Source organism: Acinetobacter endophylla, assembly GCF_053543775.1.
Genome location: NZ_JBLVOM010000004.1, coordinates 1 through 25989, shown reverse-complemented (window position 1 = coordinate 25989; position 25989 = coordinate 1). Strand labels below are relative to the sequence as shown.

23 protein-coding genes and 2 pseudogenes are annotated in these 25989 nt (G+C 41.0%); 15 read left to right on the top strand and 10 right to left on the bottom strand.

What is annotated here, in order from left to right:
• Positions 1–36: 36 nt before the first annotated feature.
• The 5 genes from ACNPNW_RS00865 to wecB all read left to right on the top strand — a co-directional run bounded on the left by ACNPNW_RS00865 (position 37) and on the right by wecB (position 6076).
• Complete coding sequence (locus tag ACNPNW_RS00865; protein ID WP_247143393.1) at positions 37–1134, top strand: ABC transporter permease; 1098 nt, start codon at positions 37–39, stop codon at positions 1132–1134.
• 33 nt (positions 1135–1167) lie between these two features.
• Entirely contained in the window at positions 1168–2088 is a 921-nt protein-coding gene (locus tag ACNPNW_RS00860; protein ID WP_247143394.1) for an ABC transporter permease, read from the top strand.
• Positions 2089–2131: 43 nt separating this feature from the next.
• Complete coding sequence (locus ACNPNW_RS00855) at positions 2132–3505, top strand: amidohydrolase family protein (protein WP_247143395.1); 1374 nt, start codon at positions 2132–2134, stop codon at positions 3503–3505.
• Between the two features lie 238 nt (positions 3506–3743).
• Positions 3744–4928 (top strand): tetratricopeptide repeat protein, encoded by a 1185-nt coding sequence (locus ACNPNW_RS00850; protein ID WP_247143396.1) that lies wholly within the window; start codon positions 3744–3746, stop codon positions 4926–4928.
• Between the two features lie 2 nt (positions 4929–4930).
• A complete protein-coding gene (gene wecB, locus ACNPNW_RS00845) occupies positions 4931–6076 on the top strand; it encodes a non-hydrolyzing UDP-N-acetylglucosamine 2-epimerase (RefSeq protein WP_253101270.1) in 1146 nt (381 codons plus the stop codon).
• Here the strand turns inward: wecB and ACNPNW_RS00840 are convergent.
• The 5 genes from ACNPNW_RS00840 to ACNPNW_RS00820 are packed head-to-tail and all read right to left on the bottom strand — an operon-like array spanning position 6073 to position 11663.
• Positions 6073–6948: an alpha-amylase family protein gene (locus ACNPNW_RS00840; RefSeq protein WP_253101274.1), complete on the bottom strand. Its 876-nt coding sequence runs from the start codon at positions 6946–6948 to the stop codon at positions 6073–6075. The two genes, wecB and ACNPNW_RS00840, sit on opposite strands and share 4 nt — an antisense overlap.
• The gene (locus ACNPNW_RS00835; RefSeq protein WP_338149774.1) at positions 6948–8768 is read right to left on the bottom strand and encodes a hypothetical protein; all 1821 of its coding nucleotides are present in this window, start codon (positions 8766–8768) and stop codon (positions 6948–6950) included. The genes ACNPNW_RS00840 and ACNPNW_RS00835 overlap by 1 nt, the downstream gene beginning before the upstream one ends.
• A complete protein-coding gene (locus ACNPNW_RS00830; protein WP_253101279.1) occupies positions 8765–10018 on the bottom strand; it encodes a glycosyltransferase family 2 protein in 1254 nt (417 codons plus the stop codon). The genes ACNPNW_RS00835 and ACNPNW_RS00830 overlap by 4 nt, the downstream gene beginning before the upstream one ends.
• Complete coding sequence (locus tag ACNPNW_RS00825) at positions 10015–10908, bottom strand: hypothetical protein (RefSeq protein WP_253101282.1); 894 nt, start codon at positions 10906–10908, stop codon at positions 10015–10017. The genes ACNPNW_RS00830 and ACNPNW_RS00825 overlap by 4 nt, the downstream gene beginning before the upstream one ends.
• Entirely contained in the window at positions 10905–11663 is a 759-nt protein-coding gene (locus tag ACNPNW_RS00820; RefSeq protein WP_253101285.1) for a hypothetical protein, read from the bottom strand. The genes ACNPNW_RS00825 and ACNPNW_RS00820 overlap by 4 nt, the downstream gene beginning before the upstream one ends.
• A gap of 620 nt (positions 11664–12283) precedes the next feature.
• On the opposite strand from ACNPNW_RS00820, the gene ACNPNW_RS00815 reads away from it, so the two are divergent.
• From ACNPNW_RS00815 to ACNPNW_RS00785, 7 genes and pseudogenes are all read left to right on the top strand, one after another.
• Positions 12284–13291 carry a DUF1852 domain-containing protein gene (locus ACNPNW_RS00815; RefSeq protein ID WP_448766396.1) on the top strand — a complete coding sequence of 336 codons (1008 nt, stop codon included), beginning with the start codon at positions 12284–12286 and terminating at the stop codon, positions 13289–13291.
• A 42-nt stretch (positions 13292–13333) separates the two neighbouring features.
• Complete coding sequence (locus ACNPNW_RS00810) at positions 13334–14377, top strand: methionine synthase (protein WP_243474380.1); 1044 nt, start codon at positions 13334–13336, stop codon at positions 14375–14377.
• A 92-nt stretch (positions 14378–14469) separates the two neighbouring features.
• Positions 14470–14964 carry a flavin reductase gene (locus ACNPNW_RS00805; RefSeq protein ID WP_253101294.1) on the top strand — a complete coding sequence of 165 codons (495 nt, stop codon included), beginning with the start codon at positions 14470–14472 and terminating at the stop codon, positions 14962–14964.
• A gap of 251 nt (positions 14965–15215) precedes the next feature.
• Positions 15216–16481 (top strand): annotated as a pseudogene (locus ACNPNW_RS00800) (MgtC/SapB family protein).
• 105 nt (positions 16482–16586) lie between these two features.
• Positions 16587–18272, top strand: coding sequence for a phosphoethanolamine transferase (locus tag ACNPNW_RS00795; protein WP_253101297.1), 1686 nt, complete (start codon positions 16587–16589; stop codon positions 18270–18272).
• Between the two features lies 1 nt (position 18273).
• Complete coding sequence (locus ACNPNW_RS00790; protein WP_086044855.1) at positions 18274–18945, top strand: response regulator transcription factor; 672 nt, start codon at positions 18274–18276, stop codon at positions 18943–18945.
• Positions 18946–18950: 5 nt separating this feature from the next.
• Positions 18951–20270: a sensor histidine kinase gene (locus ACNPNW_RS00785; protein WP_253138625.1), complete on the top strand. Its 1320-nt coding sequence runs from the start codon at positions 18951–18953 to the stop codon at positions 20268–20270.
• A 66-nt stretch (positions 20271–20336) separates the two neighbouring features.
• Here the strand turns inward: ACNPNW_RS00785 and ACNPNW_RS00780 are convergent, their stop codons facing one another.
• Both ACNPNW_RS00780 and ACNPNW_RS00775 read right to left on the bottom strand, forming a co-directional pair.
• The gene (locus tag ACNPNW_RS00780) at positions 20337–21008 is read right to left on the bottom strand and encodes a phosphatase PAP2 family protein (protein WP_086044856.1); all 672 of its coding nucleotides are present in this window, start codon (positions 21006–21008) and stop codon (positions 20337–20339) included.
• Between the two features lie 39 nt (positions 21009–21047).
• On the bottom strand, positions 21048–21434 hold the full coding sequence (locus ACNPNW_RS00775) for a diacylglycerol kinase (RefSeq protein ID WP_004729795.1): 387 nt from the start codon (positions 21432–21434) through the stop codon (positions 21048–21050).
• 187 nt (positions 21435–21621) lie between these two features.
• Here ACNPNW_RS00775 and ACNPNW_RS00770 point away from each other — a divergent pair, with 187 nt between their 5' ends.
• On the top strand, positions 21622–22413 hold the full coding sequence (locus ACNPNW_RS00770; RefSeq protein WP_227554873.1) for a thermostable hemolysin: 792 nt from the start codon (positions 21622–21624) through the stop codon (positions 22411–22413).
• Positions 22394–22780, top strand: coding sequence for an AMP-binding protein (locus ACNPNW_RS00765; protein ID WP_004729800.1), 387 nt, complete (start codon positions 22394–22396; stop codon positions 22778–22780). Before ACNPNW_RS00770 ends, ACNPNW_RS00765 begins: the two co-directional genes overlap by 20 nt.
• A gap of 251 nt (positions 22781–23031) precedes the next feature.
• Here the strand turns inward: ACNPNW_RS00765 and ACNPNW_RS00760 are convergent, their stop codons facing one another.
• The 3 genes from ACNPNW_RS00760 to ACNPNW_RS00750 are packed head-to-tail and all read right to left on the bottom strand — an operon-like array spanning position 23032 to position 25655.
• Complete coding sequence (locus ACNPNW_RS00760) at positions 23032–24339, bottom strand: hypothetical protein (protein WP_448766395.1); 1308 nt, start codon at positions 24337–24339, stop codon at positions 23032–23034.
• Positions 24302–25288, bottom strand: a complete 987-nt coding sequence (locus tag ACNPNW_RS00755) for a TniB family NTP-binding protein (protein ID WP_448766394.1) — start codon at positions 25286–25288, stop codon at positions 24302–24304. Before ACNPNW_RS00755 ends, ACNPNW_RS00760 begins: the two co-directional genes overlap by 38 nt.
• Positions 25275–25655, bottom strand: a complete 381-nt coding sequence (locus tag ACNPNW_RS00750; protein ID WP_448766393.1) for a hypothetical protein — start codon at positions 25653–25655, stop codon at positions 25275–25277. Before ACNPNW_RS00750 ends, ACNPNW_RS00755 begins: the two co-directional genes overlap by 14 nt.
• 128 nt (positions 25656–25783) lie before the next feature.
• Here ACNPNW_RS00750 and ACNPNW_RS00745 point away from each other — a divergent pair.
• Positions 25784–25989 (top strand): annotated as a pseudogene (locus tag ACNPNW_RS00745) (helix-turn-helix domain-containing protein); the annotation flags it as partial.

The following is a 25989-nucleotide window of genomic DNA, read 5'->3' as shown; positions in this document are numbered from 1 at the left end:
CAAAAAAACAAATATACAGGTTGAGAGGAGAGCGACATGCATTTACTGGAACCGCGTGAACATCCATCTCAAATCATGAAGTGGCTTTCACCGCTCATTGCGCTGCTGGCCATGCTGATTGTCGGCAGTATTCTGTTTTTAATGTTGGGGATTAATCCCGCGCAAGCCATGTACATCTTCTTTATTGAACCGCTGACATCCTCTTATGGCTGGAGTGAACTGGCAGTGAAAGCCGGGCCTCTGATTCTGATTGCCTTGGGACTGGCGGTCGGATTCCGGGCGAAATTATTCAATATCGGTGCTGAAGGTCAGCTTACCATCGGGGCAATTTTTGGTGGTGGTATTGCGATTTTATTTCATGATCAAATCGGTTGGTGGGTTCTCCCGTTAATGATCGTCATGGGCGCACTTGGTGGGGCACTCTGGGGTGCAATTCCTGCCTTACTGAAAACCCATTTTAATGCTGAAGAAACCCTGACCACCCTGATGATGAATTATGTCGCAGTATGTGTGTTGCTATACCTGGTCAATGGTCCCTGGCGTGATCCGGACGGTATGAATTTTCCACAATCGGTGGTTTTTAATGAGAGTGCTACGCTGCCATTCATTGTAGAAGGCACACGCATTAATGCCTCTATCTTTATCACTCTTTTTGCAGTCCTTCTGTTCTGGGTTTTTATGCGTAAAAGTCTGACGGCCTATAAGCTGGAAGTCAGCGGTCAGGCACCTTTAGCTGCCAAATACGCAGGTTTTTCTTCCTCCAAAGCGATCTGGATGAGTCTGGTGATTTCCGGAATGATGGCAGGTATTGCCGGAATCTGTGAAGTGGCGGGGCCTATTGGACAGCTGAATCCGAACCTGTCCCCAGGTTATGGCTATGCAGCGATTATCGTGGCCTATCTAGGGCGCTTAAACCCCATCGGTATTGTGCTGTCAGGCTGTTTTATGGCGCTGATTTATCTGGGCGGCGAAATGGCACAAATGCAGCTCCAGCTTCCGGTCGCGATTACCGGTATTTTCCAGGGGCTGCTGTTGTTTTTCCTGTTGGCTTCCGATGCATTGATTGAAAACCGTTACCGGTTTAGCAAAAAAATGGCGCCGCCTGTCCCTCAGCCCACAGCAACCACCCTTTAACCCAATGTTGTCTACAGCAAAAGGAAGCATGATATGGCTTTAGAAATAACTGCAATTCTTGCAGGTACTGTTGCGGCAGCAACACCACTGATTTTCGCAGGTCTGGGGGAATTGGTCACACAGCGGACTGGTGTGATTAATCTTGGAGTAGAAGGGATGATGCTGGTCGGTGCAATTGCAGGTTTTGCCTTTGCTGCGGAATATAATGCCAGTGTGTTAAGTGCCTTATTGATGGGTGGTCTGGCAGGCATGTTGATGGCCCTGATTTTTGCCCTTTTTACCTTGTCTTTAAGTACCAATCAATCCGCGTGCGGTTTGGCTTTAACTATTTTTGGACTCGGCATTTCTGCATTTTTGGGTCAGAACTACGTCAGTATGGCTTTACCGGGTCTGGCTAATTTTAATATTCCACTATTAGCGGATATTCCAGTATTGGGTCCGATTTTATTCCAGCAAAACTATGTGGTGTATTTGTCGATCTTGATCTTCTTTCTGGTGTGGTTTGTCTTGGATAAAACCCGTTTGGGCTTATTGCTTAAAGCAGTTGGAGAATCACCGGAAAGTGCGCATGCCATGGGTTATCACGTGTTGGCGATTCGTTATGGCGCAGTGCTATTTGGCGGTTTGATGGCAGGGGTTGGTGGAGCATTTTTATCAACCGTCTATACCCCGATGTGGATTGAGAATATGGTGGCTGGTCGCGGCTGGATTGCGATTGCACTGGTGGTGTTTGCGGTGTGGAAACCAACACGTTTAATGCTCGGCGCTTACCTGTTTGGTGGCGTCACCATTTTACAATTTCATGCCCAGGCGCTTGGAATCAAGGTTCCCAACGAGCTGCTGGCCGCATTGCCCTATATAGCCACCATTGTGGTACTGGTCATGATTTCGCGGAATAAAAAAGTGTTGAAAATGAATTTACCATCTTCTTTAGGCAAAACCTTCGTGCCATAACCGCAGCCATTCATCATAAATAGAATAGATTTGAGTATAAATCATGAAAATTTTAACAGCTTCCTATGTCCTTATCATGAATGCGCAGAATGAATGCATTAAAAATGGCGCGATACTGATTGAGGACGACCAAATAAAAGCAGTGGGTACATTGGCGCAATTAACTCAATGCTATCCAGAGGGGCTCATTGAGGATTACCCACAAACGATCCTGATGCCGGGCTTGATCAATACCCATTGTCATTCCGGTTTATTGTGCGGCACGGCTGAAGGATTACCGGTTTGGGATTGGTTACAGCAGTATATTGACCCCATGCACCGGGTGTTGACACCCGAAGATGCGAAAATTGCTTCTTATTTGTGTTATGCTGAGGCACTTTTGTCGGGAACCACCACTATTGTCGATATGTGGCGTTATATGGAGGGTAGTGCGGAGGCAGCAAAAGCCTTAGGGATTCGTGCCGTTCTAGTGCCTTATGTCGCAGAGCATCCGGATCACAATTATTTTGAAACCTTAAAAAGTAATGAGGCCTTAATCAATCGTTGGCATCAGCAGGCGAATGGACGTATTCAGGTTTGGGTGGGTTTAGAGCACCTGTTTTATGCGGAAGCTTCAGCATTAAGCCGTATTGAGAAACTTTGTCAGGATTATCAAACCGGTTTTCATACCCACAGCAATGAAAGCCAATTTGATGTACAGGAAAACCTGCGCCGTTCAGGTATTCGCCCGATTGAAAGTCTGCAAAAGCTAGGCTTGCTAGATCTGCCTAAAACCCTGTTGGCACATTGCGTCTGGGCAGATGCAAATGAAATTCAGATTTTAAGGCGGCATGCGGTCGGTGTCGCCCATAATCCGATTTCCAATATGAAATTGGCCTCCGGTGCAGCCCCTGTGGTTGAAATGCTACGTCAAGGTGTCGCGGTGGGTTTGGGTACTGACGGAGAAAAAGAAAACAATAACCTGGATCTATTTGAAGAAATGAAAACGGCGTCATTATTAGCAAAGTTCTCGAATTTAGATGCGGCTGCTCTGGATGCCTGGTCAGTCTGCCAAATGGCGACTGTCACAGGAGCTAAAGCTTTGGGTATGCAAGATGAAATTGGTTCATTGGAAGTTGGTAAACAGGCTGACCTGATTGCAGTTAGATTGGATACACCACGGATGACACCGTTGATTGATCATGGAAAATTATTTAATTTGCATACCAATTTAGTGCATGCAGTTCAAGGCCAAGATGTCGTGATGACGATGGTGGCGGGACAAATTGTGGTTAAAAATGGTCGCTTGATCAATGCCGATTTACAGGCTCTAATTGATCAAGTAAATAAGGCGGCGCCACGCTTGTTTGAACGTCGTGATCAGTGGTTTGCAAAGCAGGGGCGAACGGTAAATGAATTACAGCGGGAAGAATTTTAAGATTTACGTGGGGGTTGAGGTTATTCATTGATAGTGGGACGACTTTTATCATGATTAGTTACGTTAAAGCTAAAACAGCCATTTATTAAAGGAATATTTTAAAAAATAAGGCTAAATTTTTAATTAAGTTACTTTTTATAAAGAATATATATAGTTTGGTAACCGCGCTTAACTCACGAGAAATTGAAAAATAAATAACTGTTATAGTGATATAGAATATTCAATATATCTCATTAAAATGAAAAAATTAATCATAATTTCAAGTACTTGTTTATTTCTCTTGAGTATTTCTATTCAGGCAGAAACTCGAGCAGAAAATAATTCAGAGATTTATGCGTTATGGGAACAATATTACCAAATAGAAAAAAACAACCCAGAGCAGGCAACGCATCTTTTGCAGCAAATTAGCCAGAAATCGCCGGAGGATCCAAAAGTCTGGAAAACCTGGACATATCTGGAAATGCGAAAAAATAATAATCCCGAAGCTTTAATTTATATTGATCGAACTCTTGAATTAACGCCAGATGATGAACAATTGTTGTTGCAAAAAGCCTATCTGTTGAATGCTGCTCAGCGTAATCCCGAAGCTTTAGAAATATTTAAAAAACTGCAAAGTTCCTCAAATCCTGAAACTGCAGCAAAAGCCGAACAAGCAGTACTCAATTTAAGTGGAACAACAAGTGGTCAGACTCAAAATACCTTTGCTGATATCTATTTTTCTCCTTCTTTTGAAGGACGTTATGACACAGCCATCTTGCCTTTGAAGCTCCGTTATGGACGTTATTGGGGAGAAGAGAACCGTGGCCAGATTTATGGCTTTGCCAGCATTAACAGGGATACCCAATCTACCGGCGGTGCGCGACCTGAGATTATTGACCAGAATGCAGCCATTGTCGGTGTTGGAACAAATTACCGTCCTTGGGAATGGCCGCTCTATCTATATCTGGAACTCGGCGGAAGTTATGATCTAATCGATTTAAACCGAGACAAATTCAGGGAAAGTATTAATTTTGGTTTGACCAGTTATCAGGAATGGTATTGGCATGATTCCGAAACCAGTCATAGTCCGGTTACCCAGAAGACTCAGTATTTTGCCGAACTGTATGGCAATGCAGCGAGCTATTCACGTGAAGATTATAATGTAATTGGCGACCTGCGCTTGCGTACCGGTTGGAACTTTAACCGGGATCATCTAGGCAATATCCAGACTTATTTGAAGCTACATACGATTAATGACTCCAATAACGAGTTTTATAACAACCTGGCAGAGCTGGGACCGGGTATAGCTTGGCAACCTGTAGACTTCCCGGTCAAGCTACGTATTGAACAGATGTATGGCAAATATGTAAATGGGGCACCTGAGTCTGGAAAAAGAACTTTTGATAATACCCGAGTGGAACTGACTTATTACTGGAGCTTTTAACCATGCCGATTGATCTTTCTTTTATTTTTGGTACTCGCCCTGAACTGATTAAATTAGCACCAGTCATCTTAAAAGCCCAGCAGGATTCACGATTTAGAGTCAGTGTGGTATTTACCGGTCAGCATCTGGAATTGGTACAGGATGCGATCGAGTTTTTCCAAATCAAGATTGATCATCATCTGCAAATCATGCAACCTGGCAAAAGTCTAAATATTCTATTAAGCAAGGCATTGACCGAACTCGATCAAGTATATCGTGACATGCCGAAATGTGATGTAATTATAGTGCAAGGGGATACCACCACTGTACTTGCAGGTGCTCTGGTGGCCTTTAACCTGAATATTCATCTGGCGCATGTTGAAGCCGGATTACGCTCTTTTGATCTGATGCATCCATTTCCGGAAGAAGGTAACCGACAACTGGTTTCCCGCTTGGCCCAGTGGCATTTTGCACCGACCCGACGTTCTGCAGAAAATTTGCGTCAGGAAAATATTCGAGACCAGCAGATTTTTATTACCGGTAATACCGTGGTTGATGCTATTTATCATGCCCGTGATTTAATGCAATCTTCTTCTCAGCAGTCTCAGCAAAGGTTAGAGCGAATGGGGCTGAAATTAAGTGAACAAGATAAACTGGTCTTGCTGACCGCGCATCGACGGGAAAATTTTGGTGAAGGTATTCAAAATATCTGTGCCGCCATCCATACACTATGTCGCCGTTATCCAGAGCTGCATTTTGCCTGGCCTGTGCATCTCAATCCGCAGGTATATAAAATTGCCTATCGCGAGTTTCTGGATCATCCGCAGGTACATTTGTTAAAACCTCTGGATTATCCGGACTTACTGGCTGTTTTAGGTGCAGCCTATTTTATTATGACTGATTCAGGCGGTATTCAGGAAGAAAGCCCCACCTATCAAAAACCGGTGCTCATACTGCGGGATGTAACTGAACGCCCGGAAGTGGTTGAAGCAGGTTGTGGAATACTGGTCGGTACCGACCAGGCCAAAATCGTACAAGAGTTTTCTCGTCTAATGGATGATTCAGCCTATTATCGACAACATGCAGAAGTCGAAAATCCATTTGGTGATGGTCATGCTTCGGAACGTATTTTAGAACAGATGCTGCAAGATTTAACAGTCAGAGCTTAGTAATTGATTTTCATCCACAAATAAAGCCAGAGCACACTGGCTTTATTTAAATAATGTGGACCATCAAAAATATAGACACGCTCGCCAGCATAAGCTTTCAACTGTTTTGCAATTTCCCAAGGATAAGCTGCACGAAAGCCGCCTCCCGGTTTAGGCCGGAAAGCTTCGAGAATAATCACAACTCTTTTGTCACCAACCTGATGTTTAAGGTTTTGATAAATCACCGCCGCTTCTTCGGGGCTGCGCGTGCCTACACCGACGCCATCCTGAAAAAAGACTTGGGCATTATCAGGTAACCAGCTTTCAAGCCAGTAATGTAAAAACCGTGATTTTCGGTCTGCACTATAAATACTGATCCAGACCGGTCGTTGGAACTCGGCAACATAACGCGCCATATTGGCAACTCCATGCCAGCTTGGGTCAGCTTCTACAGGAAAATAATAAGCAGCAGGCTGAACTGGAAGAGAAGTTTTAATAATCTGTTGGGATTGTAAAAAGAGCTGGTCAATATTTTCACGTGCCACAGGTTCCTGAAAAATGCCTGCCAGACCTAAGATAACCTGCTTGGACCAGGGTTGTTCGGCAATCGTATTCCAGTCCGGCTGATGTTGCCATTGGGCTCCGGAGATTTCTTTAAAAAAGGAGCGTCCGTCTACAATACTCCATTGAGTGACCAGCGTATCGATGCCTAATAAGTGCCAGTTACCGGAGGCGTGACTCATCTGGTCAACCTGCCAGAAAATACCCTCAATTTTAGGCGCTGTTACCGCTTTAGCATCTGCACGTGCCATAAAAAACGCAGAGCCAGTAAAAGCTAAGGTAGGAAGTGCCAGTAACACCAGTAAGCCTAAAATCAGGTATTTTTTCATCATTATTCTTCTTTGGTTTTTTGTGCCTTACGAGTTCTGCGCCAGAACAGCAGCCCTATAATAAGCGCAGCAACAATCACAAGAATAATAGCAATAGTTCGCATGGAAATCTGTTCAATTATCGGGGTTTCTGCTTTTTCTATAGCGGTTTGACTAAGTACGGTAATTTGTCCTTGGGCAGAAATAAACAAGGCCGCAGTATTGTTCGGGATTTTCTGCTGGATTTGCGGCCAGAAGCGGGCAAAATTTTCTACCCCGAGGTTGTTGTCGCTATAAATCCAGAAATTCCCGTTTCTGACGGTGATCAAACTACCATTTGCCGTAGTAGGTAAGTAAAGAATCTGACTGTATTCTTGCAATTCAGATTGATAACGCTGGGCATTCAGCAGGATATTAATGGTTTTAGGTGTACTTGGATTCAGCTGGGTGATATTCAGACCAATTGGATCATTACTGAGCAGCATGTTCTTGGCAACTTGAGCCAGGCTGATCGCGATGGGGGTGGCTATAGGCGTATTCATGGCAATTTCAGGAGTCTTGTCAAAAACTGTAGACAGGCTGATGACTCCCTGTTTCATCTGGTAAGGCAGACTAAGCCTGGATTTTTTAGCATCAATCCACAATGCATTACCCGCATTAGGTAGACAATTATTGCTATTTAACTGGTTATTACTCACCGTCATGTTAAAGCTGTTGGTATAGGGATAATCTGCACCTACAAATTCAAACTGCCGCTCAACCGGGCTGGAATCCAGTTTTGCCAGACTGGTACTACCTGCGAGTACTTCATTGAGCCAAACCTGTAAGGTCGAGCCTTGTAAGAGTCCGCTTTGCGAACGGAAATTAAGCTGACCCTTTAAAATATCCGTAGCTTCCCAAACAGCAGGAAAGACCAGTGAAATATTTTTGGGAGTATTGTCTAGTTTGAAATCGGAAATGCCCAGATCAGCCAAGCTTTCAAAACGGCGTACACTGGCCCAGTTTGGTCGTGCGACAGGGCCATTTAAACTCGCTGTTGCAGTATTTAGTTGTGCCAGATATTGCTGATTGAGCAGGGCATTGACGGCCATCAATAATTGGGATTCTGAAGAGTATTCAATCGTCAGGCTTGGTACCTGGTTAACCTGATTTAGACTCATCCGTGCTGCGGGTAATTTTGCGGCCGAACGCTGAATATTGATCATGAAATCAGGTGCTGATTCAGGAGTGGTATTTAGCCGCCATTGCACAGGTGTCGCAAAATTCCAGGCAGTTGCCAGCCTACTCATCATGGTGGCTTCCAGGAAATTTGCCGTATTAAAACCTAGCAGTGCCTGTACCGGTTCTGAGCGGTTCAATTGGCTATTGAACAGGACATCCGGGAGTTGATTCAGCTGCATGCTGTTACGCTGCGATTGGTAACTCAGATTTGGTTGAGTCAAGGTAGTCAGTAAATTGCTTGATTCAAGACAAATATTGGCAGTACTTTGTCCAGGTCCTGGTTTTTGTAAAATACTGATATCCAGCCGATGAAAACCGCTGTCGGCAGGGGGGAGGCTAAAATTTAATGTGCCTTTACCACTCAAATTTTGTTGATGAATCAGCTGATTGTCATACCGGACAATCACTGTACTGCTACCCTGTACATCGAACTGACTGCTGAACTGGACATCCTGCCAGCTTTCACCTTTTCCAACATAAAAAAAGTAAGGTGCAGTTTGCTCTACATGCCGTGCAACTACATCATCAAGCTTCCAGGTGGCCGCATAGAGAGGTGCACTAGACAATGCCAAGATAAGTGAAGACATTAATCTCAAAGGAGCTGTTTTTATGTGCATGATCATTTTTTTTCCTTCTTTCGTTCTGTCTTGTACCAAGTAATTCCCTCACCCTTGATTTTGCCTTTTAACATGTCCCAGGCGGCTTTAAAGACAATCAGGAGAAATACTTGTGAATAGGAGAAATAAGCGATAAAGGCATAGAAGTAAAATCGTTTAGGCACTTCTTTTTCCAGACTGAGGGTAAACCAGATCTGGACCAGATAAAGAATAAAGGCCAAGATGAAAAGCAAGGTAAAAGGACCGGGAATTGTAGTGCCATCAATACCGAGTAGACCAACCACCAGCGTCATATGACTTAAGAAGAGGGCTGGCACAAAAATGATGTAACACATAATATTGTTGCCGATTTCCATTCCGATTGGAAAAGGATGCCGGAGCGCTGTTCTTAAATATTTACGGGTTACATAAAAGTTACCTTGAGTCCAACGTGAGCGTTGTTTGATAAAAATATTCAGGTCACCCGGATCCTGTTGCCAGCCTACGGCATAAGGCACCCATTTAATCCGTTTATGTCCCAGAAAAATCCGGTAACTCATTTCGGTGTCATCGACCAAGGATTTTTCGTCAAATCCGCCTAGAATATCGAGTGCATCTCGCCAGATCACATAATTGGTTCCCATTAGGGTGGAAAGACGGAAACGCAGCCAGCGTCCACCCTGAAAAATCCACTGGAAATAGATAAACTCGATAGCGATAAAGGTACTAAGGGGGCTGTCTTTCCAGTTGCGGGTACGAACTTTGCCATTCACTGCGACCAGACTAGAATCTGCCAGCAAGGTCTGGGCAATCAGCCGTACACAATCCGGCTCTGGCGTACTGTCCGCATCATAAACCGCAATCAATTCTCCGCGGGCGTGTTTGAGTCCGTTATTCAAAGTTCTGGATTTACCTTTACCGCCTTGACCTTTAGGCACATTGATGACCCGAATGACTGGAAATTCGGCTGCCATACGATCGGCAATTTCCTGGGTATTGTCTTTGGAGGCATCATTAATCAGCAGTACTTCATAGCTTTCAGCCGGATAATCCTGTGCAGCTAGAGAGCGTAAGGTATCTTCAATCACCAGTGCTTCGTTATATGCCGGCACCAGCACACTCAGCATGGGCCAACGTTCAGGTATTGGTAAATTGGTCAGTTCCTGACTGGCTCGAATCGAATAACGCCAGGCAGAAAAGCTGAGCCAGGCCCAAAAGGCCTGTGGAATCCAGATCCCGATAAAGCCGGTAATAAACAGAATATCGATCATGCTCATGATTTTTTGAACCTCCGCCATAACATGGTGATCAGGAGGATGAGCATTAAGATAACGATCACAACAACGGATGCCCAGGAAGTTGAGGTACCCCAGAAGCTTAATAAATTAGGGTAATGGGTCGAGAGCACCAGGTGTAATGGCAAGATGATGATTCCTGCTGAGAGCAAGATATAGCCGAGTGGATTGGTATGCACCCGGTTCAGTTGGCTGTCAAAGCGTGTATTTAAAAATGTCCAGGAAATTCCCAATTCAGGATAAGCAATCTCACTTTCGGCAAGTGGCACCTCAGGATTCAGGATAATTCCGGTACCATTGAAAGCAGTTTGTGGGTAGGCGGTGTAAAATTGTTGCTGACCAGATTGAATTAAACGGGCGGGTAAAGGCAGTTGTCCTGGATTGGCCTGAACAATGTAAAGTCCCGCAGGTAAAGTTTTGAGATTCGGATTCCAGCCATCCTGTATATAGGCAGCCATGGGACGTAGACCTGCACTGGTGGCGAGGGTCGCAAGTCCGCGAAAACGCTTTGGTTCAATACTGCTTAGATCAAGAATCGGGATAGCACCTTCCGAAACCTCCTGTTTGATCTGAAAGTAGATTGACGGTTTCATGAAATTTTCAGGAATGATTAAACCCGGTTTAATAGCCTGATTTTTCATGTTTTGATAAGTTTCGTAATGTATTTGATCAAAGCTAAATATCGGCCATAACTTCCTAGGAGCTGGGAAATAGGCTGGAATTTGCTTAATATCTGAGGAATCTTGCTGCTGAACCGGATCGGCTGTTTTAAGCTCACATTGATAATATTGTTGATAGTAAGAACTCAGTACCGGGTCAGGCAGTGTATTGACTGAAACGATCAGACCGCAGACATGCAAAAAATGACTCATAGGCGTTCCTCCAAGGAGGGTCGGCCCTGATGATGGGGTAAATGAGTAATCTCTGTTTTAATCAGTTCAATCTGTTTGATTTTTTCAATCAGTTGTTTGGAAATAGTAGATTCTCGATCGGCAATCGTAATTACGCGCAAGACCGAGAGCCGGCTATCAGTAAAGGAAAAGTGAGGAACTTCAAACTTATTTTCCAGCACATGGATAATTTTTTGTTGCAACAGTTTTAGTTCATCCACCTGCAACATATCTCTTAATAAACTGTGGTTGGTAATTTCTATATAAATTTCATCGTATTGAGGAATCAGATTCAGATTTAACATATCCTGAACTTGAGTTTGGGTATAGAAATAAGTACTGATAGGTAATGTTTTATGGGTCAGATTTTTACGATAAGTATCCAGTAAATTGTCGGTTTGCATGTTGGTCGACATCATTTCATAGTAAATACTAAGTAGAAGTGGCGCTACAGGTAGAATAAAAAGCTGCAAGAAGCGAGTATTGATATCCATGCTGTCAGCCTGGACATTAAATAAAATATAAATAAAAAGAATAATAAAAATGACAATACTTAGTACAACGGACTGAACTACATTTAAAAAGCGGCCTAGCAGAATAAAGCCAATTAGAAGAATCCAGCTTCCGACCAGTTCTGTACGTACCCATTCATAGCCAATTAGTCCTATAAATATAACTATGACCATGGGCAAAAAGGTAATGGTTTGATTTGTTCTGACCAGCCAGTTTTTTTTCATTAAAATTACTTTTTAAGGAGTCTAATAATATAAAAGTGTTAGTTTCCAATTAAATTATTACATAAAGAATTGTAAAGAAATTGTGTAAAAAAGATGCGATATTATATTTAAGAAAATTTAATTTGTTTAATTTAGAAATAAAGAAGATATTATTCAATGTCTTTTAAAGTAGCCAATTTTAAGATTAAAATTTGTCCGATACGAATAAGTAGAATGTTTAAACCTTGATATCTAACAATTAGATTTGAAATCACACACAGTGAATAGACTGATATTTTCTAATCTTTAGATGAGTTTCATTCATTCACTTCTAAATTGCATCTAATAAGCTATAAAACCATTCTTTGAATTTACCCCTCAATTTCATCCACTTAATATTCGATAGAATTTATCTTAAGTTATTAATATTCATTATTTTATCATCTATTAAACCCTAAAATTACATAGAAAAAATCTGTCATATTTTTCTTTATTAAGTGATCTTGATATCTTAAGAACAACCAAGAATGAATAAGATTCACTTTTCATTGAGTTTAAATCAGTTTTATTCATCTTAACGTTCACGTATAACTAGGCTTATTCAGAAATTTGGTTATTAGAACTTAGGGTAGTGAATCACAATGAGTAAAAAGTTTGCATGTTCAATTAAGCGCATTCGTTTTGACGAAAACTATCAACCTGCAGATAGCACACGTCTGACGACGAACTTTGCCAATTTGGCGCGTGGCGAAAGTCGCGAACAGAATTTGCGTAACACTCTACGAATGATCAATAACCGTTTTAATGCATTGGCACATTGGGATAATCCAAAAGCAGATCGTTATTCAGTTGAAATCGACATTATTTCAGTTGACCTGGATGTTGAAGGAAATGGTAAAACATTCCCTGCAATTGAAACTTTAAAAATCACGTTTATTGATCATCAAACCAATCAGCGTATTGATGGCATGATTGGCAACAGTTTCTCGTCTTATGTCCGCGATTATGATTTTAGCGTGGTACTTCCTGAACATATCAAGAAAAATCCAACATCGACCAAGCCAGAAAATTTTGGTGATTTACATGGCAAGCTTTATCAATATCTCGTCAATTCTGAAGTATTTAAAGCAGAATTTAAAAAACAGCCGGTGATTTGTTTGAGCGTTTCAACCTCGAAAACCTATTACCGTACCGCGAATGTGCATCCTGTATTGGGTATAGAATATAAAAATGATGAGCATTCACGAACCGATGAATACTTCGCAAAAATGGGCTTAACCGTCCGTTATTTCAAACCTGAAAATGGTGCTGCACCTTTAGCATTTTATTTCGCAGGTGACTTATTATGTGATTATACCGATCTGGAGTTGATCAGTGCGATCAGCACCATGGAAAGCTTCCAAAAGATTTATCGTCCTGAAATTTATAATGCGAATTCTGCTGCGGGTCAGGTGTATCAACCCAGCCTTGAGTATCCAGATTATTCATTGACTCAAATTGTGTATGACCGTATTGAGCGTGGTCAGTTGGCAGTGAAGCAAGCGAAGTGGACGGAAGAACACTTTATCAAACCTTATAAAGACATTCTGGAGCAATGGGCTGCAGAGTTCACAATCAAAACTACTGCTGACCAAGAACGCGCTGCTTAATACACCACATTATTTTACGAATATAGAGATAGAAGATTAGACATGGCACTTTTACAACCTAAAAAGCTACTCCCAACATCAACTGCAGGCAGCTTACCGAAACCGTCTTGGCTGGCAGAACCTGAAAAACTTTGGTCACCCTGGAAATTGGAAGGCCAGGAATTACTCGATGCAAAACAAGATGCACTGCGTTTGTCCCTACATGAACAACAGCAAGCAGGCATTGATATTGTCAGCGATGGTGAGCAAACCCGTCAGCATTTTGTGACCACATTTATTGAGCACCTTGAAGGCGTTGACTTCAATCAGCGTGAAACGGTCAAAATCCGGGATCGTTATGAAGCGAGCGTGCCATCAGTCGTGGGTGAAGTTTCTCGTCAAAAACCTGTCTTTGTTGAAGATGCCAAATTCTTACGTTCTCTCACAGATCAACCGATTAAATGGGCACTGCCTGGTCCAATGACCATGATTGATACGCTATATGACGGTCACTACAAGAGCCGTGAAAAACTGGCTTGGGAATTTGCCAAGATCCTGAATCAGGAAGCTCGCGAGCTTGAAGCGGCTGGCGTGGATATCATCCAGTTTGATGAACCTGCATTTAACGTGTTCTTCGATGAAGTGAATGACTGGGGTGTGGCAACTTTAGAGCGTGCACTTGAAGGCTTGAAGTGTGAAACTGCGGTACACATTTGCTATGGTTATGGTATTAAAGCCAATACCGATTGGAAAAAGACCTTAGGCTCAGAATGGCGTCAGTACGAAGAAGCATTTCCGAAACTGCAAAAATCAAAAATTGATATTGTGTCGCTCGAATGCCATAACTCACGTGTTCCGATGGATTTGATTGAGTTGATTCGTGGTAAAAAAGTCATGGTCGGTGCGATTGATGTCGCAAGTAATCAAATTGAAACAGCTGAAGAAGTGGCAAATACGTTGCGTAAAGCACTTCAGTTTGTGGATGCAGACAAACTCTATCCATCAACCAACTGTGGCATGGCACCACTTGGTCGCCAAGTGGCTCGTGGCAAACTCAATGCACTCAGTGCAGGTGCTGAGATTATTCGTCAGGAATTATCTCGCTAATTAAAGTGAATCCATGATGCTTTTAAAAGATTGAAAGTATCATTTGAGTGATATAACGCTCTTTATAAAAAGCTGAATATTGGAATACGGTGATGGTTGAAGCGACAGACTTTAGAAACGCAATGTCTTTATTAACAAGTGCAGTGAATGTAGTGACCACGATGGGCGATTCAGGTCGTCATGGTTTTACTGCGTCTGCCGTGTGTAGCGTGACCGATACACCACCGACATTGTTGGTTTGTATGAATAAATCATCGCGTTCTTATATCAACTTTGTTGAAAATAAAGTGCTGTGCGTAAATGTACTCAGTGCAGATCGAGCGCATCTTTCAAATGTTTTTGCATCTTCAAAATTCAGTTCTGAACAACGATTTGAACAGGGTGAGTGGACTGAATTAGAAACAGGTTCTCCTGTACTTAAAGATGCACTGGTGAGCTTTGATTGTGAAATTGGGCAGATCCAGGAAGTTGGTACACATACGATTTTGATTTGTCCGATTGTTGCCATTCAACAGAATCAGGAAGATCAAGCTTTGGTTTATTTTAATCGTGCCTATCATCAGGTCGGGGAAACAGAGTCTGTCTAATCCTGGAGCTGATGTAGGATTAAAATATTTTAGATTTAAAAGCTTATTAACTTCCGTAATTTTGATTAAACTGGTCTACTAAGAATAAGGAATTAGGTAGACCATCAACAAGGATGAATGGCGGACTAATGCAATAATTTACAGCTATCTATAGCCTAGAATTTAAAGATACAGCAGTTAAATTGATGTGCTGCTTTAAAAAACTGTTTATATACTAAAAATACGTACAGTCACTGGATGACACAAGGTGAATGCTCTTGAATATGCTTTTGCAAAGTTTATCTTTTCAGGAATTACTGACCATCATGCTGTCGGCATTAGGCTGTGGGCTTTTAATTGGGCTTGAGCGTGAACGTCATAAAAACAATAACAATGAGCAGAGTTTTGCAGGATTAAGATCATTTACGATTACAGCTTTATTGGGTGCTTCATGTTTCCTTTTGCATCTCTATATTGGAGTAATAGGAACCGTCGCCGTCAGCCTGTTTTGTGTGTATAGCCTGTTTCAACAGAAGCAGGATATCGGCTCTACCACTGAACTGGCTTTTTTGATGACCTATATCATTGGCGCTATTTGTGTTTGGAATATCCCACTTGCTGCAGGGATGGCGGTTCTACTTACGATCATCCTGATGGGCAAACAGACACTGCATCAATTTGCCGGAAAAACGATCCAAAGCTATGAGTTAAGAGATGGGCTACTTTTATTGGCTTTGATATTGATTGCGTTGCCGGTCATGCCCAATAAGCCCTTGTGGGGCGCCGTACTGAATCCCTATATCATCCTGAAACTACTAATTTTAATCTTGATTGTGCAGTCCATGGCACATGTGGCAAAACGAATCCTGTCCAATGATAAGGCGCTTATTTTATCTGCCTTAGCCTCGGGATTTGTCTCCAGTACGGCCACAATTGCCAGTTTGGGCATGCAAGTTCGATCCGGACAGGCCAGTGCTAAATTAAATGCAGGTGCGGGATTAATCTCCTGTATTGCCACCTTATGACAGCTCTTGCTGATTGTTCTGGGAGTGAGCGTAGAATGGTTCAAGTTTCTGCTAATTCCGAGTTTGGTGGGCATCGGAATTTTATGTATTGCTGCCGGATTCTTGATTTATCGAACTCCCCAAGCGGATAACAGTATGAGCATTAATGAAATACAAGAAATTGATAGCCGGATGTTCAGTATAAAAGAAGCGGTAATTATTGCGGTCAGTTTGACCTTAATCCAGGCTGGGATTTACGGCGCGAATCTTCTACTGGGGGATAGCGGCTTAATTTTAGGCACTTTTTTAGCCTCTTTATTTGAAGTGCATGCTGCTGTAGCAGGTGTAGTGATACAGGGAAATCCTCACAACCTGACTTTAATTTATGCGGTCATGATTGGACTTGCGGCACATGCGGTGTCTAAAAGTATCAATTCTTTTGTGACCGGGGGAGGGAAGTTTTTCCTGTATTTTGCGCCTAGCCAGATTCTACATATGTTAGGGCTTATCTTTATTTTCCTGAGTTTGAAATAAAGAAGGGCTGGTTTGCATATATTATGAAATGATCCAATCATTTTAAGTCATTTTTAAGATTCAGATTCTAGGCTAAAGCATCTTAAAGTCTTTGAGCCATGGATCATGCTGAAGCTGTTTTCCCATTCGTCTTCTTTTAGTCAGCGACCTAAAAAGTCGATCAGTCTTTCAGGCTTCAATATGTTACTGGCTATTTGGCTAGGACTGATCCTAAACTTTGCTTTCTATCAGAAAATTCATGAATTTACGCCTTATGCCAATCTGAAAGCAGGTCTGTTACTGGCCGCCACGGCATTGATCATCATTGCCTTTTACAACTTGGTATTACAGTGGCTGAACTGGAAATGGAACGCCAAAATACTGGCCAGTGTCCTGATCATTCTGGGTGGTTTTAGTGCTTATTTTGTCAATAGTCTGGGGGTCGTTATTACGCCTGACCAGATCCAGAATATGCTGCAAACTGATGCCCGTGAAGTCCGTGATCTTTGGTCAATGCGACTGATCATCTGGACACTGGGATTTGTAATATTTCCACTCGGCATCGTCTGGATGCTTCAAATTCAGCCTACATCGACTGGGCATCAGCTGGTGCATAAAAGCCTGAGCAGTGTAGTCTCACTCGGACTGATTCTAGGTTTATTGTTCTGCTTCTATGTCGACTATGCAGCCATCTTCAGAGAGCACCGTGATCTGAAGGGAATGCTTTCTCCACAAAATAGCATCGCGTCCACCTTATCCTATTATAAAAAGAAAGCACCTAAAGCGAATTTACCTTTGGTGGCTTTTGGCGAAGATGCTCATCTGTTACAGCAGGCCCAAATGCAGGAGCATCCTAAATTAATGGTGCTAGTTGTTGGAGAAACTGCACGTGCCGAGAGTTTTGCCTTAAATGGCTATGCGCGCAATACCAATCCTGAACTGAGCAAGTTGGCGGTGATTAATTTCAATCAGGTCAGCTCCTGTGGAACTGCAACAGCCGTTTCAGTCCCTTGTATGTTTTCGGGCATGTCACGGGAAACCTATGATGAGCAGCTAGCCAGCCACCGAGAAGGTTTGCTGGATATTGCGCAGCGCGCCGGGTATCAGGTGACCTGGATTGATAATAACTCAGGCTGTAAAGGTGCCTGTGACCGGGTACAAAAGTATCAGATTCCGGCACAACTGAAACAGAAGTGGTGTGATGCTGGTGGTGAATGTTTTGATGAAATTCTGGTAGATAGCCTGAAAGATTATCTGGCGCATCTGGATAAAAACAACCCGACCCCACAATTAATTGTACTGCATCAGATGGGTAGTCATGGCCCCGCATATTACAAGCGTTCCAAAGCGCCATATCAGCCATTTCAACCGACCTGTAATACCAATGCTATTCAGGGCTGTAGTACAGAAGAATTAAAGAATAGCTATGATAATTCGATTGTATATACAGACCATGTTCTTGCCCAGATCATTGAAACTTTAAAGCAGCAGACTCAATATCAGACCGGTTTCTGGTACCTGTCTGATCATGGAGAATCCACCGGAGAGCATGGTTTATACCTGCATGGTGCTCCTTATAGCATGGCGCCCACTCAGCAAACCCATGTCCCGATGCTGATGTGGTTCTCCGATGCCTGGAAGCAGCAGAATATCCAGCAGATCAGCTGTCTCAAAGGACAGACCAACCAAGCCCGTAGTCAGGATCATCTTTTCCCCAGCTTATTAAGCTTGCTGGATATAAAAACGCAAGTGATTGAAGCTAAAAATGATATGCTTGCACAATGCTCACCATCATTAAAGAACAGAGCTTGAAATGCATAAAATACTAATTATTGAAGACGACTTTATGATTGCCGAGTCGACTGAAACATTGCTCAAGCTGCATCAGTTTGATGTGCATTGGGTCAATAATGGGATTGAGGGTTTAAAACAGTTACAGCAGCAGGTCTACGATATTGTCCTGCTCGATTTAGGCTTGCCGATGATGGATGGCATGCTGGTGCTAAAAAATATCCGGCAGAAGTTTCCGAATTTACCGGTGCTGATTATCTCCGCCCGGGATCAGTTACAAAACCGGGTGGATGGGCTGAATCAGGGAGCAGATGACTATTTAATCAAGCCTTATGAATTTGACGAGTTACTGGCCCGTATTCATGCCTTAATACGCCGTAGTGGTTTAAAAAATACCGGGATAGATACGAATAAGAAATTATCACACAGTGGTTTGGAACTAGATCTGGAGCAGCATATCGCTCTGTTTAATGGACAGGCTATAGAATTATCCAATCGGGAATGGTCCATCTTAATGGCCATGTTAAATCATCCGAATAAAATTTTTTCCAAGAATGATCTGGAAGACAAGCTTTATGACTTTGATAGTGATGTCATTAGTAATACGGTGGAAGTCTATATCCATCATCTGCGGGCAAAATTAGGAAAAGACTTCATCCGTACCATACGTGGGCTAGGATATCGCTTAGGATGAGCGCCATGCAGAAACGTTATTCCTTGCAAAAACGTCTGGTTATTTATATTTCATTATTTAGCGTAGTACTGGGCTGTGTGCTGATCTTTTCGGCATACCGGATTGCGCTCGAAGAAATTAATGAAGTACTGGATAAACAGATGCAAAGTCTGGCAGAGCGTATTGCAGAAAATCATCCGCAGCCCCTGCAGAGTCAAATCGATCTATCCAAACAATACAGTGAAGAAGATTTATTTGTAGATATCTGGTCCTATACAGATACAGCCACTTCCTTCCATCCGCAAGATGTTCTGGTGGCACCGGTCAGGAAAGCAGGTTTCTACAAGCATCAAACGCCATATGGAACCTGGTTAACTTATATTATTCCTGGTAAGCAATTACAGATTCAGGTGAGCCAGCAGCAAAATGTCCGGCAGGAACTGGCGTTGGAACTGGCAGCCAATATGTTTCTTCCTTATGTGCTTTTTTTACCTTTTGCAGTATTTGGCTTAGGCTGGATGATCCGGAAAAATTTTCAGCCCCTTAATGATTTTAAAACTGAATTGGCCAGCCGCAAGGCACAAGACTTAAAGCCAATTGCAATGAAAGATTATCCCCTAGAGCTGGAACCGACTATTCAGGAAATGAATTATCTGTTTGGCCGAATCTCTCTGGCCCAGCAGGAACAACGTCAATTTGTAGCGGATTCTGCACATGAATTACGCACGCCCCTGACGGCCTTGAATTTACAGTTACAAATTTTACTGCAGCAGTTCCCTCAAAGCGAGTCTATCCATAATTTGAGTCAAGGCATTTTGCGCATGCAGCATCTGGTCAACCAGTTATTAAGTCTGGCCAAACAGGATGTGACCGAAGGTTTAAGTGAGCCTGTTCAATTGCTATCACTGAATCAAATGACAGTCACCTGTATCGAAGAACTGATTCAACTGGCACTACAGAAAGAGATTGATTTAGGGGTAGAGCAGCAACAGGAACTATTGATTCAGGGCCAAGCTTCGGCCTTGCACTCGATTATTTATAATTTAATTGATAATGCAATTAAATATAGCCCGAAGGATGGCGTAATTAATGTGTCGATTTTCCAGCAAGGCCGGCAGGCGGTTTTACAGATTGAAGACAGCGGGGTAGGGATAGATCCCGCTCAATTCAATCAGATCCGGCAACGCTTCTACCGGATACATAACCATGCAGAAATTGGCAGCGGTTTGGGTTTATCCATTGTAGATAAAGCCACCGAGCGCTTGGGTGGAACACTAGAATTTTCGCGAAGTGTCAATCTGAGTGGCCTTTGTGTACAGGTCAAGTTTCCTTTGGCCAAAGCCTAAACAAATAGGCTTCTAGTTTTTGGAGTTAAGGTTGCCTGATACTAGAGCGTATAGGAGTGGTCTTTTCTATTGGGGGAGTTTGTGGCTAAACAGCGTATAGCCAATGACATTCATGCACCAGATAATCCAGCCAGTCCAAAGGTTATGACTCAGGAAATGTGCACCGCGCATCATTTGTGCCCAGCCCATGGCCAACCCTAAAATTACTGCAGCGATCAGAAGAAAATAAGCACGCTTGCGGTTAGAAATGCGATAAACAAAATAGCCGGCCATTAAAGCAAAACCACTAGATGCATGCCCTCCAGGAAAACAGTGGCCTGCAGTGGCACTAAAATCCCACAAAATCCCATTATGGGTAGGTATGGTCATATCCCAGGGACAGGCATGGGCTGACTGGGATTTTAAAATTCCGATCGAGGCTGTGGTCAGCACTACCATGCTAAAAAAATAGCCAAATTCCCAGCGCCGTATATACCAGTTCTGCCATTTCAGTGATGCCAACCAGCCCAGTAATAATGTGATATACATTAGAATCAGCAGGTCTTTCACATAGCGATGATTGAGTTCTGCCAGTGCCCATTGTTTTCGAAGGGGAAATTGACCATGATCATCGATAAAGGGATAGATGAGTTGTAAGTCCAGCACTCCTCCAATGTCAAAGAAGTTGAGAAGAATCAAAAAACTGAAGATCAAAAGTAAAGTTTGGGTCAGTAAAAACCGGGAACGGTCAGTGATCATTTTTAAGTTGTCCATTTCAGGCAGTAGCAAGAGCAGAGGTCAAATCAAATGACCAGCCAAAATGATGCCCCAGGTCAGGGCAATTAAACTAAGTGCTACAAACTGAGCCGCACTGCCCATATCCTTGGCATTTTTAGACAGTTCATGCCGTTCCATGGAAATACGATCTACCACTGCCTCTATCGCTGAGTTAATCAGTTCAATGATCAACGCCAGTAGGCATACGGCGACCATCAGCGCTTGCTCAGCTGGACTAACCGGCATCCAAAAACTTAGAGGAATCAAAATAAGGTTGATCAGCAGAATTTGCCGGAAGGCAGCCTCATTTTGAAAGGCGGTTTTAAAACCAGCCAGGGAATAACGGGTCGCATTAAAAATACGCTGCGTTCCTGAGGTGCCTTTATAAGGTGAGCGGTAGGAAGACATAGAACAGTTTCAGTTAACAAGAGATAGGATTAACTTAAATTTTCAATCTTAAAATGCTCTTAAAAAAACCGGCCGTTCTCTGGATTTTTTATACACATAGCTTTTACATTCTTTTGCACAAAATTAAGAATTTTTTAAGTTTGGACTTCTATCTTGAGTACCAAGTTAATTTCGTGGTATGAGCCGAATGATCAAGTTTAGTTTTGATCCTCAGTCATCTGATCAGATTCATTATTTGGATGGATATTTCAAGCAGCCTGAATATAAAAAACAAACCCATCACAATAAATTTTTACTACAAGTACCTCCGGCGTATCCGGTAATTTCAGCACAGGATCAATCGCTACATTTGACGGTCAAAACTGTAGAACAAAGCGAGACACCTGAACGCAGTAGCCTGGAAAATTTTATTCAGGAAAAATATCAGCAAGTCCATCAGGCCACTGTATCGAGCTTCTCTTCGACCCTGTTTGCCGGTTATCACGGAGCCGAGATGCAGGTGGTGATTGGTATGCAGCATTTAAATCAATTTAATGCCTTTCTGGAACAGTATCTCGATGAACCCGTTGAAAACATATTAAGCAAACTGAGCCAGACCAGGGTCAGCCGAGACAAAGTAGTAGAAATTGGCAATCTGGCAGCACTAGATATGGACAAAGCCAAACTGATGGTGGCCTTTCTGGTTTTTCATCTCTCGCAGCAACACATCGAATGGGCAGTATGTACCGGAACAACTGCAGTACGTTATGTGTTGCAACAGATGGGATTACGTTTTCATGTGCTTGAAAAGGCTGATCCGCAAGTCCTTGGAGAGGCACAACGCCTGTGGGGCAGAGTTATTACCAGCAGAAACCTTATGTGCTGGCGATTGATGTGGCAGAAGCCCTACAAGTCGCTCGTCAACTTTATCAATTTAGTCATTAAAGCATTTTGCTTGATCAGCGAGGCACAGAATTTAAATGATGACTGCTTTATTTGAACGTATCAGCCTACAAGCACACCAGTATCCGCAGCGAGAAGCTGTGGTTACCGCACAGGCAACACTGAGCTATGCGGAACTACAACGGCGGATAGAATTATTGAGTGCCAGTTTCATGCAGCTTAATCTGCGACGTCTGACCTTATGGGGCGTGAACAGCATCGACTGGATTGTGGTCGATCTTGCCGCACAAAAAGCCGGCATGACCGTGATTCCGGTGCCTCTGTTTTTTACTGCAGCGCAGGTACGGCATCTGCTTTCCGACAGCCGAACCGAGCTGCTCTGTATTCTGGATGAATCTTTCTCTGCACCAGAATGGCTGTTAAATCTAGCTAAAGACATGAGTAGAGATGAGATTTCCATTTAATTCAATTTTCTTCTAAAAATTTCAAAATTCACTTTTATGGACAAGTGTCCATAAAAGTTAATTTTGAAATCTAAACCAATCTAAGTAACTGATTTATTTATGACAGTTTTTTATAAAAATAAACTTAATTTTGAAATTCATAGTGATTTCAAGTTAAATATGAAATTATAACCAGTGGACGATTTTTTTCAGAAATTAAAGCTAATAATGAAATCTTAGATAAAAAGTTAGGATGATTTATTATGAATACTTTATAAGTTGTGATTAATTACAATGTTGATATCGTCAATACCTGTTAGTACATTATATTCATACTTACAAGGATTACCGTCTAATATAGAATAAAGAAAGTTTTTTTTATCTTCTATACTTAGATCTTGAAATTTAATTGAATTTTTTTCATCATTATTATTTAGAATTGATGAATTAATTTTCAATAAATTCATAAGCTTATATAGAGAATATATGGAGATGTATTGATAAGTCCCATTTTTAGATTTGAGTACATCTATAAAACAATTTTCAATAAGAAATCTCAATGTATAAGAATCAGTCTTAGTAATGTACTTAAATTGAAAAAGAGTTATTAAATCAAAAATTTCTCGTCTAATATTATTTATCCCAATATGACTATTATGATAATTGCTATTAGAGTTAATAATAGATTCAATTTTATTATAACTAGATTGACTGATTTTATATTTTAGAAAATAACATTTCTTTATAGAATTAATTAGCTGCTGTCTTACAAACTTGTCATTTATATATTGATCAATGTGGATGAAACAGTCGTATATTCTACTCCTATGCTGGGCATCATAAGGAGTGTTTTCATATAATCGTATTAAGAAATCTTCAAATAAGTTATTTTTTAAAAAATAGTTAAGTGCACAGTCATAACTTTCTAATATATTTTTTTGAGAATAGTCATGTGATCGATAGAAGCTGTTTTGAGAATTAATATAAGAGTGACTTTCAGTTAGCATTAAAAAGAAAGAAAGGGTATTGGCAAGTTGTTGATCAGAAAGAGAATACAGCCTTTTCTTATTCAAGATATAATCTAAATACAATGACTGGGATAGTAGCAAAGGATCTATAGGGTCAGAAGAGATCGGTTCTTTACATGTACGGCAGATATGAAATTGCATAAATTGCCATTCCAGAACACGACCACAATGTTTGCATTTGTTAGTTAAAAATACTAGATGTTTTTCGCAGATTACTTGTAATGGGGACATCCATTTTTTATTAATAAAGCCTTGTTCTGCATAACATAAACTACAAATAGTTGGGCAATTAGACGTAGATTTATATAATTGTTGTTCGCAGTAAAGATCCTTGAGGAAATTAGTATCTTTTCTAAGATGTTTTGAGAACAGAGCAATATCAAATTCTTGAGCAAGTATATTTGTTAAACACTTTCTTAAAGATTTAGCATTTGTAAATCGAGAAAGATACTGGTGTGCATCATGAATATAATTTAATTTTATAATCCTAAAAACATATCCTAGGATATATTCATTATCTAATGGATTCGGTCTGATGACTAAACTGTTCATCAATACTACTCCAATCAACTTTTTCATTTACTAGATATGTTTTAATTAACTCATAATTTCTTTTATGATAATCATAAATAAAATCATTAATATATGTATAGTGTCGCAACTCGCTCAATGCATGAAAGAAATGTTCAAATTTAAGGTAGTTAACATTCTCCAAAATGGCAATTCGGCAAGCAAATCTTATGATTCGCATAAATAATGCTAAATTCTTGTTAGCTACGTAATACAATGAAATAGAATAAAATTTTTCAATTAAGATATTAGAGTTTTCAAACTCCAGTTTATTACTTAAATTTTTTAAAAACTTATAATAAACAGCTACATCCTTTTCATTAGATAATGAAAAGAACTCAAGCTTATATCTAGTATAGAATCTTCTACTAAGTTGAGTATTTTCAGCAAGTATATATTCGGATTCAGGCATACCTACTATTAAAACTGGAATTCTTGTAACATTTATAAAATTCTTGATCCAGTTAGCAAGATTATCCACCTTGGTTAAAGTAGACTTTTCTGTAAGATGTTGAAATTCATCTAAAATCAGAAGTTTCGTCTTAGCTTGTCTAGCAAAATTAATAACTTTTTCACTAAGTGCTAATTTCGTTAATTTACTATTATCAAAAGGATCTTCAAAAGCTTTAAGTATTACCAGGCAAAGGTCTTTAATACTTGCTTGAGAAGGGATCTCTACATAGATCACAGTCCTGATGTCTACTTCATCCTCATAAATCACAGGATAGTGACTAACGAATTGCTTTATAAATGAAGTCTTACCAGAGCCACTATTACCTGTTAGTAATACACATTCAGGTTCAGCAAGAAAACTATTTAACTCCAATACTTCTCTAAGCTTATTTTTAGCTATCTGGATATTTTGATATGGAATATAAATTGATTCAACATTTGCAATTTTCGCTAATTGAGTTTCATTAATCATCGACATCAAATAGTCCTCCATCCGCATAAATAGATTCTTGAAATTCTAGATCAATTACTTTTACCTTTTTAGATGGTTTAATGATCAGATTATCACTTGATATTTTCATTCTCCTTAAAGCTTTTTGATCATATTTACTTTTACTCACAACAGAGTTTATATTTTGATTTACCTCATTTACTTTTTCATCATGAATTCTATTAATTTTACGTTTAAAATCGTTTTGATTCTTATTTCTTAATTTCAAATCTTTGCGAGAATAATTAGCAGGGATGCCATTAATATTATTAACCTTTAAAAAATCACCATTTAATTTATCATATACATATATGTATGACACATCATCACTGTTTATATTAACCTTAGCATTCATAGTTAAATAATCAAATCTTTTATTCCTTATAAATAAATCATTCAGCTCATGAGAATTATAACGAACAGTAAGTTGACAAAAATAACTAATCATGCGAAAAAGTTTTTTTAGTTAACAGATGTTCACACATGCCTCGAATTGTTTCTGTACCACTTAGTTTAGAACAGCGAGAACGACTCATTTTTCTGGCCAAGCATGCAAAACATTGGCGTGAAAGACAACGTGCCCAAACTATTCTCTGGCTTTCTGAAGGTAAAAGTGTTGCGGAAGTTGCCACTCTACAAGAACGTATCCCAGAAACCATAAGGCTACAACGCCGACGTTGGGAATTGTA

Excerpts from the sequence above, each read along its gene's own strand:
- ACNPNW_RS00865 (WP_247143393.1), top strand. The coding sequence starts at position 37 with ATGCATTTACTGGAACCGCGTGAACATCCATCTCAAATCATGAAGTGG.
- ACNPNW_RS00860 (WP_247143394.1), top strand. The coding sequence starts at position 1,168 with ATGGCTTTAGAAATAACTGCAATTCTTGCAGGTACTGTTGCGGCAGCA.
- ACNPNW_RS00855 (WP_247143395.1), top strand. The coding sequence starts at position 2,132 with ATGAAAATTTTAACAGCTTCCTATGTCCTTATCATGAATGCGCAGAAT.
- ACNPNW_RS00850 (WP_247143396.1), top strand. The coding sequence starts at position 3,744 with ATGAAAAAATTAATCATAATTTCAAGTACTTGTTTATTTCTCTTGAGT.
- wecB (WP_253101270.1), top strand. The coding sequence starts at position 4,931 with ATGCCGATTGATCTTTCTTTTATTTTTGGTACTCGCCCTGAACTGATT.
- ACNPNW_RS00840 (WP_253101274.1), bottom strand. The coding sequence starts at position 6,948 with ATGATGAAAAAATACCTGATTTTAGGCTTACTGGTGTTACTGGCACTT.
- ACNPNW_RS00835 (WP_338149774.1), bottom strand. The coding sequence starts at position 8,768 with ATGATCATGCACATAAAAACAGCTCCTTTGAGATTAATGTCTTCACTT.
- ACNPNW_RS00830 (WP_253101279.1), bottom strand. The coding sequence starts at position 10,018 with ATGAGCATGATCGATATTCTGTTTATTACCGGCTTTATCGGGATCTGG.
- ACNPNW_RS00825 (WP_253101282.1), bottom strand. The coding sequence starts at position 10,908 with ATGAGTCATTTTTTGCATGTCTGCGGTCTGATCGTTTCAGTCAATACA.
- ACNPNW_RS00820 (WP_253101285.1), bottom strand. The coding sequence starts at position 11,663 with ATGAAAAAAAACTGGCTGGTCAGAACAAATCAAACCATTACCTTTTTG.
- ACNPNW_RS00815 (WP_448766396.1), top strand. The coding sequence starts at position 12,284 with ATGAGTAAAAAGTTTGCATGTTCAATTAAGCGCATTCGTTTTGACGAA.
- ACNPNW_RS00810 (WP_243474380.1), top strand. The coding sequence starts at position 13,334 with ATGGCACTTTTACAACCTAAAAAGCTACTCCCAACATCAACTGCAGGC.
- ACNPNW_RS00805 (WP_253101294.1), top strand. The coding sequence starts at position 14,470 with ATGGTTGAAGCGACAGACTTTAGAAACGCAATGTCTTTATTAACAAGT.
- ACNPNW_RS00795 (WP_253101297.1), top strand. The coding sequence starts at position 16,587 with ATGCTGAAGCTGTTTTCCCATTCGTCTTCTTTTAGTCAGCGACCTAAA.
- ACNPNW_RS00790 (WP_086044855.1), top strand. The coding sequence starts at position 18,274 with ATGCATAAAATACTAATTATTGAAGACGACTTTATGATTGCCGAGTCG.
- ACNPNW_RS00785 (WP_253138625.1), top strand. The coding sequence starts at position 18,951 with ATGCAGAAACGTTATTCCTTGCAAAAACGTCTGGTTATTTATATTTCA.
- ACNPNW_RS00780 (WP_086044856.1), bottom strand. The coding sequence starts at position 21,008 with ATGATCACTGACCGTTCCCGGTTTTTACTGACCCAAACTTTACTTTTG.
- ACNPNW_RS00775 (WP_004729795.1), bottom strand. The coding sequence starts at position 21,434 with ATGTCTTCCTACCGCTCACCTTATAAAGGCACCTCAGGAACGCAGCGT.
- ACNPNW_RS00770 (WP_227554873.1), top strand. The coding sequence starts at position 21,622 with ATGATCAAGTTTAGTTTTGATCCTCAGTCATCTGATCAGATTCATTAT.
- ACNPNW_RS00765 (WP_004729800.1), top strand. The coding sequence starts at position 22,394 with ATGATGACTGCTTTATTTGAACGTATCAGCCTACAAGCACACCAGTAT.
- ACNPNW_RS00760 (WP_448766395.1), bottom strand. The coding sequence starts at position 24,339 with ATGAACAGTTTAGTCATCAGACCGAATCCATTAGATAATGAATATATC.
- ACNPNW_RS00755 (WP_448766394.1), bottom strand. The coding sequence starts at position 25,288 with ATGTCGATGATTAATGAAACTCAATTAGCGAAAATTGCAAATGTTGAA.
- ACNPNW_RS00750 (WP_448766393.1), bottom strand. The coding sequence starts at position 25,655 with ATGAATGCTAAGGTTAATATAAACAGTGATGATGTGTCATACATATAT.